This is a genomic window from Streptomyces sp. NPDC051561, from assembly GCF_044454195.1.
GTDB lineage: Bacteria > Actinomycetota > Actinomycetes > Streptomycetales > Streptomycetaceae > Streptomyces.
The window spans coordinates 340,593-361,922 of record NZ_JBITDM010000006.1; the positions used below are offsets into that span (position 1 = coordinate 340,593).

General features: G+C 69.2%; 19 protein-coding genes and 2 tRNA genes. 18 read left to right on the forward strand and 3 right to left on the reverse strand.

Annotation, left to right across the window (positions count from 1 at the left end; all coding sequences use genetic code 11):
• Positions 1-185: 185 nt before the first annotated feature.
• The 4 genes from rplU to ACIA73_RS17390 all read left to right on the forward strand — a co-directional run bounded on the left by rplU (position 186) and on the right by ACIA73_RS17390 (position 4,115).
• Positions 186-506, forward strand: coding sequence for a 50S ribosomal protein L21 (gene rplU / locus ACIA73_RS17375; RefSeq protein ID WP_185026398.1), 321 nt, complete (start codon positions 186-188; stop codon positions 504-506).
• Positions 507-518: 12 nt separating this feature from the next.
• The gene (gene rpmA, locus ACIA73_RS17380; RefSeq protein ID WP_018103204.1) at positions 519-776 is read left to right on the forward strand and encodes a 50S ribosomal protein L27; all 258 of its coding nucleotides are present in this window, start codon (positions 519-521) and stop codon (positions 774-776) included.
• Positions 777-933: 157 nt separating this feature from the next.
• Positions 934-2,373: a GTPase ObgE gene (gene obgE / locus ACIA73_RS17385; RefSeq protein WP_399439372.1), complete on the forward strand. Its 1,440-nt coding sequence runs from the start codon at positions 934-936 to the stop codon at positions 2,371-2,373.
• A 146-nt stretch (positions 2,374-2,519) separates the two neighbouring features.
• Complete coding sequence (locus tag ACIA73_RS17390; RefSeq protein ID WP_399439373.1) at positions 2,520-4,115, forward strand: glycosyltransferase family 2 protein; 1,596 nt, start codon at positions 2,520-2,522, stop codon at positions 4,113-4,115.
• Positions 4,116-4,188: 73 nt separating this feature from the next.
• On the opposite strand, the gene ACIA73_RS17395 is transcribed toward ACIA73_RS17390, so the two are convergent.
• Positions 4,189-7,095, reverse strand: a complete 2,907-nt coding sequence (locus ACIA73_RS17395; RefSeq protein WP_399439374.1) for a CDP-glycerol glycerophosphotransferase family protein — start codon at positions 7,093-7,095, stop codon at positions 4,189-4,191.
• A gap of 218 nt (positions 7,096-7,313) precedes the next feature.
• Between ACIA73_RS17395 and galE the strand changes: the two genes are divergently transcribed.
• The 6 genes from galE to ACIA73_RS17425 all read left to right on the forward strand — a co-directional run bounded on the left by galE (position 7,314) and on the right by ACIA73_RS17425 (position 13,811).
• Positions 7,314-8,288, forward strand: coding sequence for a UDP-glucose 4-epimerase GalE (galE, locus tag ACIA73_RS17400; protein WP_399439375.1), 975 nt, complete (start codon positions 7,314-7,316; stop codon positions 8,286-8,288).
• Positions 8,289-8,536: 248 nt separating this feature from the next.
• The gene (proB, locus tag ACIA73_RS17405) at positions 8,537-9,679 is read left to right on the forward strand and encodes a glutamate 5-kinase (RefSeq protein ID WP_399439376.1); all 1,143 of its coding nucleotides are present in this window, start codon (positions 8,537-8,539) and stop codon (positions 9,677-9,679) included.
• Positions 9,680-9,862: 183 nt separating this feature from the next.
• Entirely contained in the window at positions 9,863-10,417 is a 555-nt protein-coding gene (locus ACIA73_RS17410; protein ID WP_399439377.1) for a hypothetical protein, read from the forward strand.
• A gap of 96 nt (positions 10,418-10,513) precedes the next feature.
• A complete protein-coding gene (locus ACIA73_RS17415) occupies positions 10,514-11,821 on the forward strand; it encodes a glutamate-5-semialdehyde dehydrogenase (RefSeq protein ID WP_399439378.1) in 1,308 nt (435 codons plus the stop codon).
• Positions 11,822-11,902: 81 nt separating this feature from the next.
• Entirely contained in the window at positions 11,903-12,505 is a 603-nt protein-coding gene (locus tag ACIA73_RS17420; protein ID WP_399439379.1) for a hypothetical protein, read from the forward strand.
• A 178-nt stretch (positions 12,506-12,683) separates the two neighbouring features.
• On the forward strand, positions 12,684-13,811 hold the full coding sequence (locus ACIA73_RS17425) for a hypothetical protein (RefSeq protein WP_399439380.1): 1,128 nt from the start codon (positions 12,684-12,686) through the stop codon (positions 13,809-13,811).
• Between the two features lie 94 nt (positions 13,812-13,905).
• Here the strand turns inward: ACIA73_RS17425 and ACIA73_RS17430 are convergent, their stop codons facing one another.
• The gene (locus ACIA73_RS17430; protein WP_399439381.1) at positions 13,906-15,027 is read right to left on the reverse strand and encodes a M48 family metallopeptidase; all 1,122 of its coding nucleotides are present in this window, start codon (positions 15,025-15,027) and stop codon (positions 13,906-13,908) included.
• A gap of 222 nt (positions 15,028-15,249) precedes the next feature.
• On the opposite strand from ACIA73_RS17430, the gene ACIA73_RS17435 reads away from it, so the two are divergent.
• From ACIA73_RS17435 to ACIA73_RS17465, 7 genes are all read left to right on the forward strand, one after another.
• On the forward strand, positions 15,250-15,417 hold the full coding sequence (locus tag ACIA73_RS17435) for a hypothetical protein (RefSeq protein ID WP_399439382.1): 168 nt from the start codon (positions 15,250-15,252) through the stop codon (positions 15,415-15,417).
• 50 nt (positions 15,418-15,467) lie between these two features.
• Complete coding sequence (gene nadD / locus ACIA73_RS17440) at positions 15,468-16,145, forward strand: nicotinate-nucleotide adenylyltransferase (RefSeq protein ID WP_399439383.1); 678 nt, start codon at positions 15,468-15,470, stop codon at positions 16,143-16,145.
• Positions 16,146-16,192: 47 nt separating this feature from the next.
• A complete protein-coding gene (locus ACIA73_RS17445; protein ID WP_399439384.1) occupies positions 16,193-17,932 on the forward strand; it encodes an LCP family protein in 1,740 nt (579 codons plus the stop codon).
• Between the two features lie 150 nt (positions 17,933-18,082).
• Positions 18,083-18,526: a ribosome silencing factor gene (gene rsfS, locus ACIA73_RS17450; protein WP_399439385.1), complete on the forward strand. Its 444-nt coding sequence runs from the start codon at positions 18,083-18,085 to the stop codon at positions 18,524-18,526.
• Between the two features lie 23 nt (positions 18,527-18,549).
• Complete coding sequence (locus ACIA73_RS17455; protein WP_399439386.1) at positions 18,550-19,191, forward strand: histidine phosphatase family protein; 642 nt, start codon at positions 18,550-18,552, stop codon at positions 19,189-19,191.
• A 171-nt stretch (positions 19,192-19,362) separates the two neighbouring features.
• Positions 19,363-19,435 (forward strand) — tRNA-Ala (locus ACIA73_RS17460).
• Between the two features lie 108 nt (positions 19,436-19,543).
• Positions 19,544-19,777 carry a hypothetical protein gene (locus ACIA73_RS17465; protein ID WP_399439387.1) on the forward strand — a complete coding sequence of 78 codons (234 nt, stop codon included), beginning with the start codon at positions 19,544-19,546 and terminating at the stop codon, positions 19,775-19,777.
• On the opposite strand, the gene ACIA73_RS17470 is transcribed toward ACIA73_RS17465, so the two are convergent.
• The gene (locus ACIA73_RS17470) at positions 19,756-21,033 is read right to left on the reverse strand and encodes a glycosyltransferase 87 family protein (RefSeq protein ID WP_399439388.1); all 1,278 of its coding nucleotides are present in this window, start codon (positions 21,031-21,033) and stop codon (positions 19,756-19,758) included. The genes ACIA73_RS17465 and ACIA73_RS17470 overlap by 22 nt on opposite strands.
• Positions 21,034-21,170: 137 nt before the next feature.
• Here ACIA73_RS17470 and ACIA73_RS17475 point away from each other — a divergent pair.
• Positions 21,171-21,243, forward strand: a tRNA-Ala gene (locus ACIA73_RS17475).
• Positions 21,244-21,330: the final 87 nt, after the last annotated feature.

Consider the following 21,330-nt stretch of genomic DNA (forward strand, 5'->3'; position numbering starts at 1 on the left):
GCAAGGTCCCGTAACTTTGACCGTCGGCGTCTTTTAGTGCGCCAAACCCCTGAGCAACCCCCTCCCGGACCGTATTTCTCGCGAGTTTCCTCGCGAGAACACGCACGGGAGAGGCCGCTCGTCCTGTTTCACGCCGGAAGCGGCTGGCATCAGGGGTCCCGTCTTCGAGTGAGAGTGAGATCCGCGTGTACGCCATCGTGCGCAGCGGTGGTCGCCAGCACAAGGTTGCTGTCGACGACATCGTTGAGGTTGACAAGATTTCCACTGCCAAGGTTGGCGACACGGTCGAGCTTTCGACTCTGCTCGTTGTCGACGGCGACTCCGTCACCAGCGACCCGTGGGTCCTGGCCGGGATCAAGGTCACGGCCGAGGTCGTGGACCACCACAAGGGCGAGAAGATCGACATTCTCCGCTACAAGAACAAGACCGGCTACCGCCGTCGCCAGGGTCACCGCCAGCAGTACACGGCGATCAAGGTCACCGGTATCCCCACGGCTGCGAAGTAAAGGGACTGAGACATGGCACACAAGAAGGGCGCATCGTCCACTCGGAACGGTCGCGACTCCAATGCCCAGCGGCTCGGCGTGAAGCGCTTCGGCGGTCAGGCCGTCAACGCCGGTGAGATCCTGGTCCGCCAGCGCGGCACCCACTTCCACCCGGGCACGGGCGTCGGCCGTGGTGGCGACGACACGCTGTTCGCCCTCGCCGCCGGTGCGGTCGAGTTCGGCACGCACCGTGGTCGCAAGGTCGTGAACATCGTTCCGATCGCCGGCTGAACAAGCCAGCGATCACAAGGAACTCCCTGAAAAGGGAGTCCTGAGCGATACACAGCACGTTCCGAGGGCGGACGCACTTCCCGGTTGAGGGAAGCGTGTCCGCCCTCGGCGTGTTACGTATGTAGACATTCCGCATTACTTGTACTGGAGGACACCCATGACCACCTTCGTGGACCGCGTCGAACTGCATGTCGCCGCGGGTAACGGAGGCCACGGCTGCGCCTCCGTACACCGTGAGAAGTTCAAGCCGCTCGGTGGACCCGACGGCGGCAACGGCGGCCGTGGCGGCGACATCACGCTGGTCGTCGACCAGTCCGTGACCACGCTGCTCGACTATCACCACAGCCCGCACCGCAAGGCCACCAACGGCCAGCCCGGCGCCGGTGACAACCGCTCCGGCAAGGACGGAACGGACCTCGTCCTGCCCGTGCCGGACGGCACCGTCGTCCTCGACAAGGACGGCAACGTCCTCGCGGACATGGTCGGCCACGGCACCACCTTCGTCGCCGGTGAGGGCGGCCGCGGCGGCCTCGGCAACCTGGCCCTGTCCTCGGCCCGCCGCAAGGCCCCCGGCTTCGCGCTGCTCGGCGAGGCCGGCAAGTCCCGCGACATCGTCCTGGAGCTCAAGACCGTCGCCGACGTGGCCCTGGTGGGCTACCCGAGCGCGGGCAAGTCCTCGCTGATCTCGGTGCTCTCCTCGGCCAAGCCGAAGATCGCGGACTACCCGTTCACCACGCTGGTCCCCAACCTCGGTGTCGTCACCGCGGGCTCGACCGTCTACACCATCGCCGACGTCCCGGGCCTGATCCCCGGCGCCAGCGAGGGCCGCGGCCTGGGCCTGGAGTTCCTGCGGCACGTCGAGCGCTGCTCGGTCCTCGTGCACGTCCTGGACACCGCGACCCTGGAGTCCGACCGCGACCCGCTCTCCGACCTCGACGTCATCGAGAAGGAGCTCAAGCTGTACGGCGGCCTGGACGACCGGCCCCGCCTCGTCGTCCTCAACAAGGTCGACATCCCGGACGGCCAGGACCTCGCGGACATGATCCGCCCGGACCTCGAAGCCCGCGGCTACAAGGTGTTCGAAGTGTCCGCCGTGTCCCGCACCGGCCTGAAGGAACTCTCCTTCGCCCTGGCCCAGGGCATCGCCAAGATGCGCGCCCGCAAGCCCCAGGAAGAGGCGACCCGCGTCGTCATCCGCCCCAAGGCGGTCGACGACAGCGGTTTCACCGTCACCAAGGACGAGGTAGACAATGTCTACCGGGTGCGCGGCGAGAAGCCGGAGCGCTGGGTGCAGCAGACCGACTTCAGCAACGACGAAGCTGTCGGCTACCTCGCCGACCGCCTCAGCCGCCTCGGCGTCGAGACCCAGCTGATGAAGGCCGGTGCCCGCGCGGGCGACGCCGTCGCCATCGGCTCCGACGAGAACTCGGTCGTCTTCGACTGGGAGCCGACCGTGATGGCCGGCGCCGAAATGCTCGGCCGCCGTGGCGAGGACCACCGACTCGACGAGCCGCGCCCCGCCGCCACCCGCCGCAAGGACCGGGACGCCGAGCGTGACAACTCGCAGAAGGAATACGACGAGTTCAAGCCCTTCTAGGCGCTTGACGTCGCTTTCGCCTTCTACGGTGAGTGACTGAAGAGAGAGGGGGCCCGCCCAGGGCCCCCTTTTTCGGATTTCCGGGCACAGCCGCCAGGATGGAGGCTGCACACGACACAACCCTTGGGAGCGACCCGGTGGAACCGGTGGGACGAATCAGCGTCATCGTCATCGTCTTCAACGACGCACAGCAGGTGGCCACCGCCGTCAACTCCGCGCTCGCCCAGGGCGACGCCGTCGGCGAGGTGATCGTCGTCAACGACGCCTCCACCGACGGCACCAGGGAAGCCGTCGACGCCCTCGCGGCACAACACCCCCGTGTCCGCCCCCTGCACCGCACCGACAACAGCGGCGGCTGCGGCACCCCCCGCAACGACGGCATCGCCGCCGCCGCACACCCGTACGTGATGTTCCTCGACAGCGACGACATCTACCCGGCGGGCGCCGCCGACGCCCTGCTCGCCGCCGCCGACGGCGTCGACCTGGTCGCCGGCCAGTGCGTACGCCGCGAAATCCCCGAGGGCCGTGACACGGTCTGGGCCCCCGCCCTCTACGACCCCACCGCGGGCGCCACCCTCCCCGGCACCACCCTGGACGGCCTCGGCGACCACCCCGAGTTCCTCCTCGACACCCTCAGTGTCAACAAGCTCTACCGGCGCGACTTCCTCATCGAGCACGCCGCCCGCTTCCCCGACGGCGCCTTCCACTACGAGGACTTCGTCTACACCGCCCAGGTGTACGCCGCCGCCCCCCGCATCGCCGTCATCGCCACCCCCGTCTACATCTGGCACGTACGCCGCGACGCCGCCACCCTCTCCATCTCGCTGCGCCGCGCCACCATCGCCAACTGGGAACACCGCGTCGAGGCCCACCGCCGCGTCGTCGAAACCTTCCGCAAGGCCGGCTCCGAGCCGCTCGCACTCGCCGCGCAGACCAAGTTCCTCAACTACGACCTGCCCATGTACACCCGCGAACTGCCACAGCGCAGCGCCGAGTACCGGGCCGACTGGTGGACCGCCACCCGCGCCCACCTCACCGGCTTCGACCCGCAGGCGTACGCCGCCGCCGAAGCCCCCTCGCGCTGGCTGGCCCGCGCCCTGCTCGCCTGGGAAGCCCCCGTCGAGCTGGAACGTATCGTGGCGCTCGCCGCCCAGCCGCCCCGGCTGCTGCCGCCCTCGTACACGGAAGAGGGAACTCCGCTGCTGGCGGCGGGCGTTCCCCCCGTCGAACTGGACGGTCTGGCGGAACTGCCGCCGCAGAAACTTCCGTTGACCGTCGACGGGACACTCACCCTGGGCTCCCCGCTCACCCTCGGCCTGACGGTACGTGAACTGCACGGCCTGCTCGGCCCGTTGGAGCCCGTACGGCTGTTGCTGCGACTGGTGGACCAGCGGAGCGCGCACCGGACCGTGGAACAGGAGGCGGCCCTGCGGGCGAACGCGGGCGACTCCTGGAGCGCCGGATTCTCCGTACGGGCACGGGACTTGGCGGACCGCGAGAAACTGACCGCCTGGCGGGTACAGGCGGAGGTGGTGTGCGCCGAAGGGACCCGCATCCCGGCGGAGGTACGGGCGGCTTCCACATCCGTGGCCCGCAGGGGTGTCGTCATGGGCGCCGGGCTGCCACTGCTCGTACAGGCGCATGTGACGCCCCGCCGCGCGCTGACGGTACGGGTGGTCGGCGGCGTTCAGGGACTTCAGGACGTGCTGGGCCGCCGGATCAAGCGGCTGGTGCGCAAGTAGAGGTACGCACACGAAGCGGGCCCCCTTCGCGGTCGCGCGGAGGGGGCCCGCATTCACTGGCGGCGGAGCCGGGTCACCGGGAGCTGCGGGGGCCCCCGAAGAAACGGTCCGCGATCTGCGCGGCGGCTGTGCCGTGGTCGTACTCGCCGTACTTGTCCACGAACTCCTTCACCTGCGGGCCGTACTGCGCACGCACCCCGTCCAGGTCCTCCAGTACCGCGAACAGCCCGTCCTCGTCCCGGGGCACCGGGCCCGGCGCCGTTTCGAGCAGGTTGAAGTACGTACCGCGGATGTCCTTGGAGTACTCGTCCCAGTCGTACGCGAAGAAGATCATCGGTCGTTGCAGCAGCGCGTAGTCGAACATCACGGAGGAGTAGTCCGTGATCAGCACGTCCGAAGCGAGCAGCAGCGGGGTGATGTCCGGCTCTTCCGAGACATTGATGACCCGGCCCGCCATCGCCGGCGGCAGCGACACCTGGTTGAGGTAGTGCGTGCGCACCAGCAGCGTGAACCTGTCGCCGAAGCGCTCCGCCAGCTCCTCGATGGAGAAGGGGAACTCGAACTTCTGCACCTTGCCCTGCGCGTTGGCACGGAACGTCGGCGCGTACAGCACCACCGGCAGACCCGGACGGATCCCGAGCCGCTCCTTGAGCGCCTTCACCTCGGCGGTGTCCTCCGTCGCGTCCCGGCCCGCCACCAGGGCGTCGTTGCGCGGGTAACCGACCCGCAGCAGCTTGCTCTCCGGCAGCCGATAGGCACGCGCCAGGGTCCGCACATCGTGCTCGGTACGCACCACGAAGTGGTCGAACCGGTCCAGCGAGGTCTGGTACGCCGCCTGCTCACCCTCCGACATCAACCGGTGGCTGGGCTCGTCGAAGCCCATCCGCTTGAGCGCCGAACCGTGCCAGGTCTGGATGTACGTCGTCTCCGCACGCTTCTTCAGCTTCAGCGGGAAGCCCTGGTTGTCGACCCAGAACTCGGCCTGCGCGAGCGCCCGCAGATACTTCCACGACCACCGCTGGACCAGCTCGACGTCCTCCGGGAACCCCTTCGGCTTCGCCCCGGCGTACGACCAGATCGCGTGGATCGGTGCACCGCGGCGCTTCAGCTCCTCGTAGATCGCCCGCGGGCTGTCGCTGTACTGCTTGCCGAGGTGGCTCTCGAAGACGACCGTGCCCTTGCGGATCGGCAGCGCCTTCACCATCCGGTGATAGCCGTCGATCTTGCGCGGACCTGAATTGAGGTCCTTGCGCACGTCACGTGCCTTGCGGTACGTGGACTTGGCGATCCGCGCGGGCAGGCTGTCCATGTTGTTCTGGATCAGCGCACGGGTCTTCTGGGCCGCCGCACTGTGCTGCACGATGTGGAACGCCAGGTGGCCGCGCCCGGAGACCTCTGCCTCTATGCGGTCGCCCGCCAGCCGGGTCAGCCGGGGCCGCACCGTGATGATGCCGGTCCGCTCGATGTCCGTCTGGCCGACGGTGACCGCGCTGACGGTGGTCTTCCCGTCCACCTTCAGATGCATCCGCAGGTTCCAGACATCGTCCACGATGCCCAGCGGGCGCAGCTCCTTGGCGAGCGGCAGGGTGGCCTCCCAGCGCACCCGGTCGCCGTCCAGCCGCACCTCGTGGACGGGGAAGCGGAACGTCTGCAAACTCTTGCGGCGCGCCTTGAGGACGATCTCGGCGGACAGCTTCGCGCCCGGCTCGATCTTTCCCAGCGGGTTGATCACCTCGCCGCCGAGGACGACGTCCGCGGAATGCTCGGTGTACGCGGTCAGGCTGTTGCGCAGGTCCAGCTTCTCGACCGGCCTGGTGTGGTAGCCGAGGTCGGTCACATCCAGCAGTGCGCGGGCGTGCGGATCCTCCAGGTGCTCCTCGCACCAGTAGATCCGGCCGTCCTTCTCCACCAGCGGCACCGCGAGCTTGCTCCGGTTCAGGAGCATGTCGATCGCGGGCATCAGGTTGTCCCAGTCCTCCTGGAGCAGGAGGTACGCGCAGATGGCGTGGGCCGGGTGCAGTTCGTTGTACGCCTCGGGGGCGAAGGACTGGACGTAACTGCGGGCCATCTCGGCGAAGGCGTGCCGGTACTCGTCGTCCAGGAACGGCAGTTCGCGCAAGTAGAGGACGAGGTCGTGCTTCAAGAACTTGATGTCCTTGTGCAGCTTCAGCGCGTCCATACCGCGAGCGGTGAGAATTTCGTCGATCCGGCGGTGAATCTCCACCCGGTCCGCGAAATTGTTGATCTCGTTGCGTCGATTACTGATCGACTTCTTCTCGGTCTTCTCGACCACATTCCAGTAATAAACAGTATTGGGAATGAGGGTGATCCGGGAAGCCGCCAGATACGCCTGGGCGGAGAAAAGCAGGTCCTCGTAATGAATTCCCTTGGGGAAGGAAAGGTTGCTTTCGATCAAGAATTCACGCCGGTAGCACTTGTTGGTCGACAGCGTGTCAAAGACCAGCAGGTCGGGCAGTTCCGCAACGGAGTCGAACGTACGCGTGGAGTTGTAGAGCCACCGGTACCACTCGGCGGTCTTCCCGTGCCGGCTGTCGACGTGGACCCGCAGGCATAGGCCGGACACCAGGTCCGCGCCGGTGGACTCGGCCGCGTCCAGCATGTTGCGGCACGCGTTGAGCTCCAGTGTGTCGTCACTGTCCAGGAACATCACATAGCGGCCGCGCGCCACGGCGATGCCCTGGTTGCGCGGTTCGCCGCAACCACCGCTGTTCTCCGCCAGCTGGATCGCCCGCACCCGGTCGGGGTGCTGCGCCGCAAGCTGCCTGGCCACGGTGTACGAACCGTCCTTGGAGCAGTCGTCAGCGATGACCACCTCGACGTTGTGCAGCGTCTGGTCCAGGACCGACTGCACGGCCGTCGGCAACCGCTCGGCATCGTTGTAGACAATGACCACAACACTGATGTCCGGCACGGTCGTCGGCAGGGTGTCCGGTGAGGGAGACGGGCTTGACAAGGCCACCTCTGTGTTCACGTCCTCGGTACGTTTGGATTACTGATCCCTCACAACTGCGAGTTCGTGAGGGATGGCCGACTGATGAACCTTCTCTGCTCGGCCCTTGAGTGTGCGGCCTGGCGGATTCCTACAGTCCCGGCCAGGCTAGCCTACGGACGAAGCAGCCCAGTCCCTGCCCGGAGATGCCCCGATCGGTGCTCGTTCTGTCTCTGTATAGTGCTGCTATGACTTGGCTGGTAACTGGCGGTGCGGGATACATCGGTTCACACGTGGTGAGGGCGCTCACCGGTGGCGGTGAAAGTGTTGTCGTCCTCGACGACCTGAGTACCGGAGCCGAGAGCCGGATTCCGGCGGGTGTTCCCCTGGAACGCGGCTCGGTGCTCGACCGGACCCTGCTCGACGACGTGATCAGGCGCCACGACGTCACCGGTGTGGTGCACATCGCGGCCAAGAAGCAGGTCGGCGAATCCGTCGAACAGCCGCTTTTCTACTACCGCGAGAACGTCGTCGGCCTGCAGACCGTCCTGGAGGCGTCCGCCGCAGGCGGCGTCAAGCAGTTCCTTTTCTCCTCGTCCGCCGCCGTCTACGGAATGCCCGACGTCGACCTGGTCACCGAGGACACCCCGTGCCTGCCGATGAGCCCGTACGGCGAGACCAAGCTGGCCGGCGAGTGGATGGTCGAGGCGGTCGGCAAGGCGCACGGCATGGCCACCGCCTGCATGCGCTACTTCAACGTGGCCGGTGCGGCGACGCCGGAGCTCGGTGACCCGGGGGTCTTCAACCTGGTCCCGATGGTCTTCGAGCGGCTGGAGGCAGGGAAGGCGCCGCTGATCTTCGGCGACGACTACGCGACGCCGGACGGCACCTGCGTCCGCGACTACATCCATGTCGTCGACATCGCGTCCGCGCACCTGGCCGCGGCCCGCAAGCTGGCCTCCGACCCCGAGGCCCGGCTGATCCTCAACATCGGCAAGGGCGAGGGCGTCTCGGTCGCCGAGATGATCGACGTCATCCGCGAGATCAGCGGCCACACGGACCTCAAGGCCGAGGTCGCACCGCGGCGGGCGGGTGACCCTGCCCGGGTGGTGGCGGCGGCGGACCGCATTCGCACCGAGCTGGACTGGGAGGCGGAGTACGGGGTCCGCGAGATGGTCGAATCCGCTTGGGCGGGATGGCGCCACCGCCACCCACAGGGCTGACCCGCCCTTCCCTGCCGGGCTGACATCCCCTTTCGAACGGCCCCGCCGCCCCTCTCGGGCAGCGGGGCCGTCCGACGTCCCTCACCCCCGTCTCACCGGCCAGAACTCCCGGCACCGCACCCCCGCCCTCACGTACATTGCGCAGAACGCACCAGCGCAACACACCAAGGGGATGCACGCACGTGGCACACGCGGCAGGGGAAAGCGGTCGGACGGCGCACGAGGCCGAGAGCGCGCCGGTCAATGTCATGGCCCCCCAAACAGGACCAGCCGCCAGGCTCGCCGTCACCCAGGCCCGCCGCGTCGTCGTGAAGGTCGGCTCCTCCTCGCTGACCACCGCCTCCGGAGGCCTGGACGCCGACCGGGTCGACGCCCTGGTGGACGTACTCGCGAAGGTCAGGGCCGGGGGAGCGCGCGAGGTCGTACTGGTCTCCTCCGGCGCCATCGCGGCCGGTCTCGCCCCGCTCGGCCTGCGCCGCCGCCCCAAGGACCTGGCCCGCCAGCAGGCCGCGGCCAGTGTCGGGCAGGGGCTGCTGGTGGCCAGGTACACGGCCTCCTTCGCCCGGTACGGCGTCCGCGTCGGCCAGGTGCTGCTCACCGGCACCGACACCAGCCGCCGCGCCCACTACCGCAACGCCTACCGCACCCTCGACCAGCTGCTGGCCATGGGCGCCCTGCCGATCGTCAACGAGAACGACACCGTCGCCACGGACGAGATCCGGTTCGGCGACAACGACCGGCTCGCCGCGCTCGTCGCCCACCTCGTCCGCGCCGATCTGCTGGTCCTTCTTTCGGATGTCGACGGGTTGTACGACGGAGATCCGGCCAAGCCCGGCACCACCCGTATCGCCGAGGTCGCCGGACCTCAGGACATCGCCCACGTCCAGATCGGCAGCGCGGGCAAGGCCGGAGTGGGCACCGGCGGCATGGTGACGAAGGTGGAGGCCGCCAGGATCGCAGCCGCCGCCGGGATCCCCGTCGTCCTCACCTCCGCCTCGTACGCCGCGGACGCCCTCGCCGGGCGCGACACCGGGACGTACTTCCACCGCACCGGACGGCGCAGCGCCGACCGGCTGCTCTGGCTCGCGCACGCCTCGACGCCCCAGGGCGCACTCATCCTCGACGACGGTGCGGTACGGGCCGTCGTCGAGCGGCGCACCTCGCTGCTGCCCGCCGGAATCGCCTCCGTCGAGGGGGAGTTCGGCGCCGGTGACCCGGTCGAGCTGCGCGACAGCACCGGCCGTGCCGTCGCCCGTGGGCTCGTCAACTTCGACGCGAAAGAACTCCCGCAACTCCTCGGCCGTTCCACCCGCGATCTCGCCAGGGAACTCGGACCGGCGTACGAGCGCGAGGTCGTGCACCGCGACGACCTGGTCCTGCTGCACCCCTGACCGGCCCCCGGGCCGGTGCGGGCGACGCGGACGAAGCCTCCCCGAACCCTTCGCGAGCGTCCACGAAACGGCCGAAAGTCCAGCCTCCCGGTGGAGACCTTCGGGAAAAGCCCCCGCAGCGGTCCCAGGACTGGTCAACTTCTGTGTGGGGGAACAGCACACAAACGCATCAGGAGGTCGCCGGTGAGACGAGCGCGCCCGGGGGCGCCGCCCCGAGGGACATCCGAGCGAGCCCTGACGAGCGTCGGGGCGGGAGCGGACTTCGACGACGGCGGGAACGGCGGCCACCAGAACGGCGAGCACGGAGGCACACCCGACGGTGCACGCGCTCAGGGCGGCCCGGCCGGGCAGAACGGCCAGGAGACCCGTACCGGGCCCCGACGTCCCGAGGCCGAGCCGTCCCGCCTCTGGTACATCACGCTCAGCGTCTCCGGCGCCGAAGCCCCCCTCCCCGAGGTCAGGCGCGGCCTCGAACAGCTCGCCCACGACCACCCCTTTCTGCTCACCAGCAGATACGCCGGTGACCACGCGGAGATCCGCTACTGGGAGGAGGCCCGCGATCTGCACGACGCGGCGGCGGTCGCCCTGCGACTCTGGGGTGAACACCGCTCGACGGCGCAGCTGCCGGCCTGGGAGATCGTCGGCCTGGAGGTCATCGACCGCGACACCTACCACCAGCGGGTCGCCGAGGGGTACGGGCCACCACCGGCCGCACCCGTCGGCGTACACCCGTACTGACCAAACGGCCGACCGGCGACCGCCTGTCGCACCCCGCCGTCCCGGACTCCGAGACGGCGGGAGTAAGCCCCCGGGCACCGGATTACCCTGCGGAGCATGACCTCGCACACCGCTCCCGCCGGCCCTTCGGCCGAAGCCGCCGCAAGCCCCTCCCCGGTGCTCGCCACCGCCTCCCGGGCCCGGGAGGCCGCCGCTGTTCTCGCGCCGCTGCCGCGCGCGGTCAAGGACGCGGCGCTGCTCGCGGTCGCCGACGCGCTGCTCTCCCGTACGGACGAGATCGTCGCGGCCAACGACCGTGACGTCGCGCGCGCCCGTGAGAACGGCACCGCCGACTCGGTCGTCGACCGGCTCACCCTCACTCCCGAGCGGATCCGCGCCATCGCCTCGGACGTGCGCGACGTGGCCGCGCTGCCCGACCCGGTCGGCGAGGTGGTGCGCGGCTCGACCCTGCCCAACGGCATCGACCTGCGCCAGATCCGCGTCCCGCTCGGCGTCGTCGGCATCATCTACGAGGCCCGCCCCAACGTCACCGTCGACGCCGCGGCACTGTGCCTGAAGTCCGGGAACGCGGTGCTGCTGCGCGGATCGTCGTCGGCGTACGCCTCCAACACCGCGCTGGTGGCAGTGGTGCGCGACGCGATCGAGGGAGCGGGGCTGCCGGCCGACGCGGTGCAGCTGGTGCCGGGTGAATCGCGGGACTCGGTAAGGGAGTTGATGCGCGCCCGCGGCCTGGTGGACGTGCTCATTCCGCGCGGGGGCGCCTCCCTGATCCGTACCGTCGTCGAGGAATCCACCGTCCCGGTGATCGAGACAGGCACGGGCAACTGCCATGTCTACGTGGACGCCCGGACCGACCTCGACATGGCGATCGACATCCTCATCAACTCCAAGGCGCAACGGGTCAGCGTCTGCAACGCCGCCGAGACCCTGCTCGTGCACCAGGACATCGCCGATGTATTCGTTCCGCGCGCCCTGGACGCGCTCGCGGAAGCGGGGGTGACCGTGCACGCGGACGAAAAGATTCTTGGTTACGCAAACAATTCGAAGGCCACCGTCGTCCCCGCCGTCGAGGCCGACTGGGAGACCGAATACCTGAGTTATGACATCGCGGCGGCCGTCGTCGAGTCGCTGGACGGCGCCGTCGGGCACATCCGGCGCTGGTCCTCCGGGCACACCGAGGTCATCGTCACCACCTCGCAGGCCGCCGCCCGCCGCTTCACCCAGCTCGTCGACTCGACGACGGTGACGGTGAACGCCTCCACGCGGTTCACCGACGGCGGACAGTTCGGCTTCGGGGCCGAAATCGGCATCTCCACACAGAAGTTGCACGCACGGGGGCCGATGGGACTGCCGGAGCTGACGTCGACGAAGTACATCGTGACGGGCGACGGCCACGTGCGCTGACACATCCGGGACGAGGCGTTCGTTCGCGTACGCTCCGTCCGTTCTCTGCCCAAAACGACCTCCCGGGTCTACGCTGGACGGGTGCCGGACGACGTGGAGGGCAAGCCGTTTCAGGACGGCCCGGAGCCCGACGACGACCGCGGGGGCGCGGACGAGGACTTCGCCTCCGTGGTCTTCGACGAGGACTTCGTCAGAGCAGCCGAGATTCATGAACCGAGCGCGGTGGAAAGGCTGTTGGCCGCCGCCGAGGCCCGCGCCGAGGCGGACGCCGCCCGCAGCTGGGCGGCCCGGCGGGCCCCCGACGGCGAGACGTACGACACCCGTGGGACGTACGCGCCCTACGGCGTGGACGACGCGGACGCCTTCGGCGGACCCTACGGACGGCACGGCGGCGCCCTGCGCCCATACCGTAACTCCGCACGCTGGCACCGCCCCGTCGCCTGGCTGCTCGCCCTCCTGATGGGCATCGGCATGATCGCCTTCGCCTTCGCGGCGGTCTACCGGGGCGCTTCCGGCAACCGGGACGGCGGCCCGGTGCCCTCGCCCGCCGCCACCGAGGTCGACAAGCCCGCGGGCGGCACCTATACGGGCGCCGGGGACGGCCAGGGCCAGGGTGCCGGGCGCCCGTCCGCCTCGGCGGAATACACCGCTCCGGCAGCCTCCGCGCAGCCTCGTACGCCCTGAAGCGTCGTCCGGTCGTCCGGACTCCGGGATTCCCCCGACGAAACCTCCAACGCCCCGTGAATACGGCCGAGTTCCGTTGAAGTTCTGCCGTACCGGGGCGTTTACCTTCGCCTCCCGCGACCTACTCTGAAAGGGAGACTCCTCTCCCCACCGCAGGGCTCGCGCTCAGGGAGATGCGATGACAGGTCGATCGGAACCGCCCGAGGGCACCCCGCCCGAGGGACTCCCCAACAGTGGTGACGACGAACTGAAGTCCGTCGTCTTCGACGAAACGTTCGTCCGGGCTGCCCGGCTCCAGGAATACTCCGCCTCGGAGCGGCTTGGTGACCACGCCCCGGCCGTCCGCACCCTGCCCCCGCCGCCCGCACCTCCCGTCGTCGGCAGCGGCCGCAAACAGGTGCTGGTACTGGTGCTGCTGGTCGTACTGGCCTTCGCCACCGCCGTCTACATGGGCGTGCGTACCCCCGTCTCGGCCGCCTCCGACCGCCGCCCCGAAGCACTGCGCGCGACGGCGATACCGCTGGCGCCCAGAGGGAAGGTGCCCGGCGGCGCACCCGCCGAGCTGCTCCTGCACAGCCCCGCCGCCCAGTACGCCACCGGCGCCGAAGGCATCCAGCTGCCGGCCGCCCGCAGCACCGTGCACTTCTCCGAGAGCCAGGTCCTTGCCGCCCTGACCATCGCCAAGGACTACCTCGTTCAGTCGTCCGTCGACCCCGGCGTGCTGACCGGTGGCGCGGTGCGCCCGGTCCGGCTGCTCCTCGACCCCGACCAACTGGAGCAGTACGACGCGGACTTCAGCACCGCGCGAGCCGCGCCGACGGCCCCCGGTGCGGGTGGCTGGCTGGTGCGCTTCGACCCCGCCGAGGTCGCCCTGGCGGGCGCCGTCCGCGCCCACGGAACCCTGCGCGCCACCGAGGTCGGCTCCGACGTGCTCGACGTGATCACCGACCACACCTTCGTCTACCCACTGCGCCCGGCCACCACCGGCAAGACACCCGACCGGGCCGACGCCGCCTCCCTGTTCACCGTCCGGCGCGAACTCCATTTCCGCTTCGACGCCGAGGACCTGCGCCGCCACCGCGCCGAACTGCTCGGCTCCCAGGCGGTCGGCGGCCCCCAGGCCTGCGGCGCTACCAGCAGGACCGCCGTACCGCAGACCTGGACCCCCCTGCTCGCGGGCCGGCAGGCACCGGAGACCCCGGCGCCCTCAACCGGCACGGACCCCTACGCCACAGGTGCCCCGGCCGGAACCCTCTGCGGCACCCTGGCCCCCACGGCAATGCCCACCGCCGCCCCCAAGCCCTGAGAGCACTGTTGTCCTACGGAAGGGGCGGGGCGGGGAAACGGCCCCGCGCAGCGGACACCCACCCCCACCCCGCCCCCGCGAGGAACCCCGTACGTCAGGCCCCGCCCCCGGAGGTCCCGGAACCCTCACCGGAGCCACCCCCGGACCCGTTCCCCCCGCCGAACTTCCCCTTCAGCTTGCTTCCCAGATCCCCGGCGCCGCCGGCAATGTCCCCGACCAGCTTCATCAGCGGGTCCTTGCTGGTGCGCACCGTGTCCGCATAGTGCGACGCCGACTCCTTGAAGGAGTCCGTCACCGAGGTGTCCTTGTCCTCGTCCCGCCTCGGGTAGTGCCCATCCATGATCCGCTGGTAGTCCCGGCTCTCGGACCACTTCTTCAGCTCTGCCGCACGCACGGTGGTGAACGGGTGCGAACGCGGCAGCACGTTCATGATCTTCAGCACCGAGTCGCGGAGGTCGCCGCCCGCCTCGTACTCCTGTGCCTGCTTGAGGAACGCGTCCACGTTCATCTCGTGCAGGTGGTTGCCGCCCGCTATCTTCATCAGCCCGCGCATCGACGCCTGGAGGTCCTGGCCCACCAGCAGCCCGGCCCGGTCGGCCGACAGCTCCGACTTGCGGAACCATTCGCGCAGCGCCGTGATGATCGCCATGATCGCGATGTTGCCCAGCGGAATCCACGCGATCTTCAGCGCCAGCGACGTCAGGAACAGCAAAATCGTCCGGTACACCGAGTGCCCGGACAGCGCGTGACCCACCTCGTGGCCGACGACCGCCCGCATCTCCTCCTCGTCGAGGAGTTCCACCAGACCCGTCGTCACCACGATGATCGGCTCGTCGAGCCCGATGCACATCGCGTTGGGCTTCGGGTCCTGGGTGACGTACATCGCAGGGACCTTCTCCAGGTCCAGGATGTAACAGGCGTCCCGCAGCATCGAGTTGAGGTGTGCGAACTGCTCGTCGCTCACCCGCACCGAGTCCGACAGGAACAGCAGCCTGAGGCTCCGCTCGGGCAGCAGCCCGCTCAGGGCCTTGAAGACCGTGTCAAAACCGCTCAGCTTGCGGAGCGCCACCAGGGCGGACCGGTCCGCCGGGTGCTCATAGGCCCGCGAGGAAATTCCGGGAAAGCGCCTGCGCTGCCGTCCGGGCAGCCGCTCCTGCCCGTCCTCCGGGGGAACGCCCCCGTTTTTGCCGTCCTGCTCGTGATTGCCGTCTGTCATGAAAGTCCCCTGCTCTCCTGCGCGACATGTCCCGTCCCCCGGACGGCCCCAGCCTAGAGGCGGCGTCCAGGAACCTCTCCTGTGCTGACGCCGCCCCGCCCGGGCCGGTTGCCCGAGGGGCGATATCCCCTCAACGACTGAGTCGGCGTGAGCGTGCCCGGGCGCGCCGCATACGATGTTGCCGAAGTCTCCCCCGACGTCTCCCGAATAGGTCCGCCGAAGATGAGCCTCCACAGCACCGCAGCCAACCTCGTCACCCTCGCCTCCGGCGAAGGCTCCACGCACGTCGACGAGCATGCCTCGCTCAGCCCCCTGGTCACCGGCGGCGGCGCGTTCATCGCGCTGATGCTGCTGCTGTGGATCACCACTCGCTTCAACCGGGACCGCTGAACCGGACCGGGCACACCGGCCGGGCAAACGGGCCAGTAGGGTCTGCACGCATGGGAGAGCAGGTAACGCCCACCGGCCCGGCCGGTGGGAGCAGCGCGGACGGCACGGGCCCCACCACCGGTATCAGTACCGGCGACGGCACGGGCAAGCGCCGCATCGGTGTCATGGGCGGAACGTTCGACCCGATCCACCACGGCCACCTGGTGGCCGCCAGTGAGGTGGCCGCGCTGTTCCACCTCGACGAGGTGGTGTTCGTACCGACCGGGCAGCCGTGGCAGAAGAGCCACAAGCTGGTCACGCCCGCGGAGGACCGCTATCTGATGACGGTCATCGCGACCGCGTCCAACCCGCAGTTCTCGGTCAGCCGTATCGACATCGACCGCGGCGGCCCGACCTACACCATCGACACCCTGCGGGACCTGCGTGCGGACAACCAGGACGCGGACCTGTTCTTCATCACCGGTGCCGACGCGCTCTCCCAGATCCTCACCTGGCGCGACGCCGAGGAACTCTTCGCGCTCGCCCACTTCATCGGTGTCACCCGCCCCGGGCACGACCTGACCTCCGACGGGCTGCCCGAGGGCGGCGTCTCCCTGGTGGAAGTGCCCGCCCTCGCCATCTCCTCGACGGACTGCCGCGCGAGGGTGCGCGGCGGCGACCCGGTCTGGTACCTGGTCCCCGACGGCGTGGTCCGCTACATCGACAAGCGCGAGCTGTACCGGGACTGACGGCGAACGGCACGCAGCAGCAGGAGCAGCACGGAAATGGGGCACCGGTGAACGACCGCCAGAACCCGTACGACCCGTACGCGCACGATCCGTACGCACAGCCGCAGCCGCAGATCATCGGCTATGACGCGTACGGACAGCCGGTGTACCAGCAGGCGGCGCCGCAGCAGGGGCAGCAGCCACAGCAGACGCAGTCGCAGCAGCAGTACGACCCGTACGCGCAGCAGCCGCAACAGCAGCAGGAGTACGGCTACGACCCGTACACACAGCAGCAGCCCGCCCAGTTCGACCCGTATGCGCAGCAACAGCAGCAGCAACAGCAACAGCAGACGGCGCCGCACCCCGAGGGCACGTACGGCTACGACACCGGCGCTCAGCAGCAGTGGATCCCGCAGCAGACGCCGGCCCCCGAAGCTCCGCAGGCCCAGACCCCGCAGGCCCACCCGCAGCAGCAGCAGCCCCGCCGTCCGGCCCGCCCCGAAGCCGCTCCGGCAGCGTCCCAGGCGGCCCCCGGGCAGCAGCGCACGGACGCCGAAGAGTACGGCACCGAACAGTTCTCCTTCGTCGAGGAACCGGACGAGAACTCCGAAGACGTCATCGACTGGCTGAAGTTCACCGAAAGCCGCACCGAACGCCGTGAAGAGGCCAAGCGACGCGGCCGTTCCCGCATCGTCGCCCTGGGCGTCGCGATCACCCTCGTCGTGGTGGGCGGGCTCGGCTACCTCTGGTACGCCGACAAGTTGCCGGGACTCTCCTCCGGCAAGGACGACAAGCCGGTCGCCACCGGTGCGCAGAAGCGCGACGTGATCGCCCTGCACCTGCACAACACGGACAAGACCGGGATGACCTCGACCATCCTGCTCGTCGACAACACCAGCACCGGCCAGGGCACCACCATCCTGGTACCCAACTCGCTCGCCCTCGCCGACGACAACGGCGTCACCACCACCCTCGCCAAGTCCGTCGACGACGACGGCGGCGAAGGCACCCGCGAGTCCCTCGGCACTGCGCTGGGCACCAGCATCGGCGGCACCTGGCGGCTGGACACTCCGTATCTGGAGAACCTGGTCGACCTGGTCGGCGGCAACATCGAGGTCGACACCGACACCGCCGTGCCCGACACCAAGAAGGGGGCGGCGCCCCTGGTGAACAAGGGTGCGCAGCAGTCCCTCGGCGGCCGCACGGCCGTCGCCTACGCCACCTACCGCGCCCCGGGCGAGAGCGAGACCAAGCAGCTCGCCCGCTTCGGCGCTGTCATGCAGGGCGTGCTGAAGAAGTTCTCCGACGACCCGCAGGCAGCCAAGGTCACCATTCAGAACCTGGCCCAGATCCTCGACCCGTCCCTGCCGGAGCCCGAACTGGCCGGCTCGCTGGCAAAGCGCGCCGAGCACGCCAAGAAGGGCGCCTACCGGACGGTGCTGCTGCCGGTGGGCACCGACGGCCGGGTCGCCGCTTCCGACACGGTGGTCAAGACCGTCCTCGGCGGCACCGCCAAGGCTCCCGAGCAGGGCGAGGCCGTACGGGTCGCGGTCCGCAACGCCACCGGAAAGCCCGCCGCCACCGAGGCCTCCCGGATCGTCCTGGTCAACGGCGGCTACACGTTCGCCGACGGCGGGCGGGCGGCCACCGTCTCCGCCTCCAAGGTCACCTACGGCGACGACACCCAGAAGCCCAAGGCCGACGAGGTCGCCAAGACCCTGGGCCTGCCGGCCACCGCCGTGGCCAAGGGCACCCCCGCGCTGAACGCCCAGGTCACGGTCGTTCTGGGCCTCGACTACAAGTCGTAACCACGGTCGGAGGGGCCTTCGGCGGCGGTACGTCCCGCCGCCGGAGCCCCGTCCGGGCCAGCCCCGGCCCGCCCGGAAAACTCCGGCGGGCCATGTCGGCGTCACATGAGACCCTTGTGGTAATCACCGACCGCCGACGAAAGCCTGCTTGTGACCGCCACTGACCGTTCCATCGAGCTCATCAACGCCGCCGCCCAGGCGGCAGCCGACCGGCTCGCGCACGACATCATCGCGTACGACGTCAGCGACGTGCTGTCCATCACGGACGCCTTCCTGCTCGCCTCCGCGCCCAACGACCGCCAGGTCAAGTCGATCGTCGACGAGATCGAGGAGAAGCTCAGCAAGGAGCTCGGCGCCAAGCCGGTCCGCCGCGAGGGCGACCGTGAGGCCCGCTGGATCCTCCTGGACTACGTCGACATCGTGGTGCACGTCCAGCACAGCGAGGAGCGGGTCTACTACTCGCTGGAGCGCCTGTGGAAGGACTGCCCCGAGATCGCTCTGCCCGAGGACGCGGTGAAGACCCGCGGCAAGGCGGAGGAGCACGCCAAGCTGAACCCCGCGGGTCAGCTGGACGGAGAGGACGACCTGTTCTGAACAGCCAGCAGAGCGGCGGCGCGGTGAGCAACCGGGGCCGCCGCATAGTTCTGTGGCGGCACGGCCAGACCGCCTGGAACCTGGAGCGCCGCTTCCAGGGCACCACGGACATCGAGCTGACCGACACCGGTGTGGCCCAGGCCCGCCGGGCGGCCCGCCTGCTCGCCTCGCTGAAGCCGGACGCGATCATCGCCTCCGACCTCAAGCGGGCGGCGGCCACGGCCGCCGAACTGGCCACCCTCACCGGGCTCGACATCACCCACGACGCCTCCCTGCGCGAGACGTACGCGGGTGCCTGGCAAGGCCTCACCCACGACGAGATCGTGGCGGCCTACGGAGACCAGTACGCGGCGTGGAAGCGCGGCGAAAGCGTGCGGCGCGGCGGCGGCGAATTGGAGACCGAGGTGGCCGACCGGGCCGCCCCCGTCGTCCTGGCACACGCCGACAAGCTCACCGACAACGGCACCCTCGTCGTCGTCAGCCACGGCGGCACCATCCGCACCACCATCGGCCGTCTCCTCGGTCTGGAGTCGCAGCACTGGGAAGGCCTCGGCGGCCTCTCCAACTGCTGCTGGTCCGTCCTCGGCGAGGGCGCCCGCGGCTGGCGGCTCATGGAGCACAACGCCGGAACGCTCCCGGAACCCGTGCTCGGGGACGACGACTGAACCGTCCTCGGGACGACGGCCGAACTGTCTCGGGACGACGGCCGAACCGTCCCCCGGGAAGCCCCGGGGACGGCGGCCCACCCGGATTTCACTTTCCGGCAGGTCGCAGGCTAGAGTTCTTCTTGTTCGCAGCGCAGAGCGGGAAACATCCGCACAGCACCGAGAACACGCGGGGCTATAGCTCAGTTGGTAGAGCGCCTGCATGGCATGCAGGAGGTCAGGAGTTCAATTCTCCTTAGCTCCACAATCAAGATCCCGTCCCCGTCAGGGGGCGGGATCTTTTGCTGTCCCACTTGCGCAGCCGTGACAGAATCGACCGGCGGAGGGGGCGACCGCGGCAAGGGAGGGGACGATGGGCGCACACAGGCGGAAATGCGACTGGTGCGGCAGTGGCACGCCGATCGTCCGAGACATGGAGCCGGTCAACTCCGACTACCAGTACTGGTGCGAGGAGTGCGCGCGGGCGCTGATCATAAAGGGCGACCCGATCGAGACGTACCGGGAGCTGGAGGGCGAGCCGATCTACGGTCGGCTGCTCGACGAGCACTGCACGCTCAAGCGGTTCTACTCCTTCGCCAGAGCCTGATCCGTCAGAGCCTGATCCGCCGGACGCTGATCCGCCTGAGCCTGAACCCGGACCGAAGACCGGCAGGCTCCCGCCAGCACGAACGCGAGCCCGACCGCAGGGTAGAGGGCTGACAGCGCGAACTCCCCGACGCCCTGATGCAGTTCCGGCCGCTGCTGCCTGCCGTGCGGCACGGCCCACAGGGCGTACGAGAGGAAGACCAGCCCCACCGCCCCCGCGACGGCTTTCCGGACGCGGCCCCCGCGGACGGCTTCCGTCGCCAGGAACAGCGCCAGGGGCACGCACCACACCCAGTGGTGGGACCAGGAGATCGGGCTGATCAGCAGGGCGGTGACGGCACAGGTGAGCACCGCGCGGGCGCGTTCCCCGCACAGTGCGGCGTCGGCCGCGACGTACAGCCCGAGACAGCCCACGAGCGCGGCGCACAGGAACGAAGCGACGTCCGGTTCCCCGGTGTGCAGCAGGCGGGCGAGGACGCCCGCGAGGGACTGGTTGGCGGTGTCCTCGGTGTTGCCGACCCGGGCGGACTCGAAGAGGGTGCGGGTCCAGAAGTTCCAGGAGTCGGTCGGCAGGACGGCGGCCGAGGCGAGAGTGGCGCCGAGGAAGGCGATAACAGCGACGGCCGCGCGACGTAGCCAAAAGTATCCGTAGCGAAGATCCCGACGTCGGGCCCCGAGCACTCCTGCGACCAGCAGAAAGACGATGAAGAGGCCGGGCGTCAGCTTCACCGCCGCAGCCAGGCCGATACCGACGCCCGCCCAGCGGTGCTTTTCCGGTCGGGTCAGGTCCCACAGCACCAGCACCGCCAGGGCCAGATTCACCTGTCCGTAGCGCAGCGTCGTCCACACCGGCTCGCACCAGACGGCGACAGCCGACACCCACAGGGTCGTGGCAGGGCCGGCGCCGCCGGTCAGTTTCAGCGAGAAGTGCGCCAACGCGAGCAGTAGGCCGAGATTGCCCGCCGTGGCGAGCGTGCGCAGCAGTCCGGTGTCCAGCAGAGGCAGCGGTGTGAAGAGAAGTGCGGCGAAGGGCGGATACGTCGTTGGAAGCTGCGCGGCGGTGACACGCAGCGCGTAGAGGTCGCCGCCCGCGAGAACGGTCGCGCCCTCCGCCCGGTAGACGGTCAGATCGATCATCGACACGTGCGCGAGGCGCTGTGCGGTCCAGAAGAGGGCGAAGGACAGCACGCAGACGGCACCCGCCGCCAGGAGTGGGCGGGAGCGACGGGAGAGGGGTTGCATGAGAAGTGCGGTCACGTGCGGTGACGTTATCGTCACGCAGGGGTGGTGCGGGAAGGGTCGGAAAAGGGATTTGGTGAAGCGGCGATCCACCGTCTAAAGTTGGGGATGTCGCCGGGGGAAACCACGGAAAACGACAAGAAGCACTACAGCACGGGGCTATAGCTCAGTTGGTAGAGCGCCTGCATGGCATGCAGGAGGTCAGGAGTTCAATTCTCCTTAGCTCCACAATCAAGAAGCGGGGGGGGGGGGGGGGGGGGGGCGGGGGGGGGGTTGTTTTTTTTTTTTTGAAAAGAAGACAGACAACACAAAAAA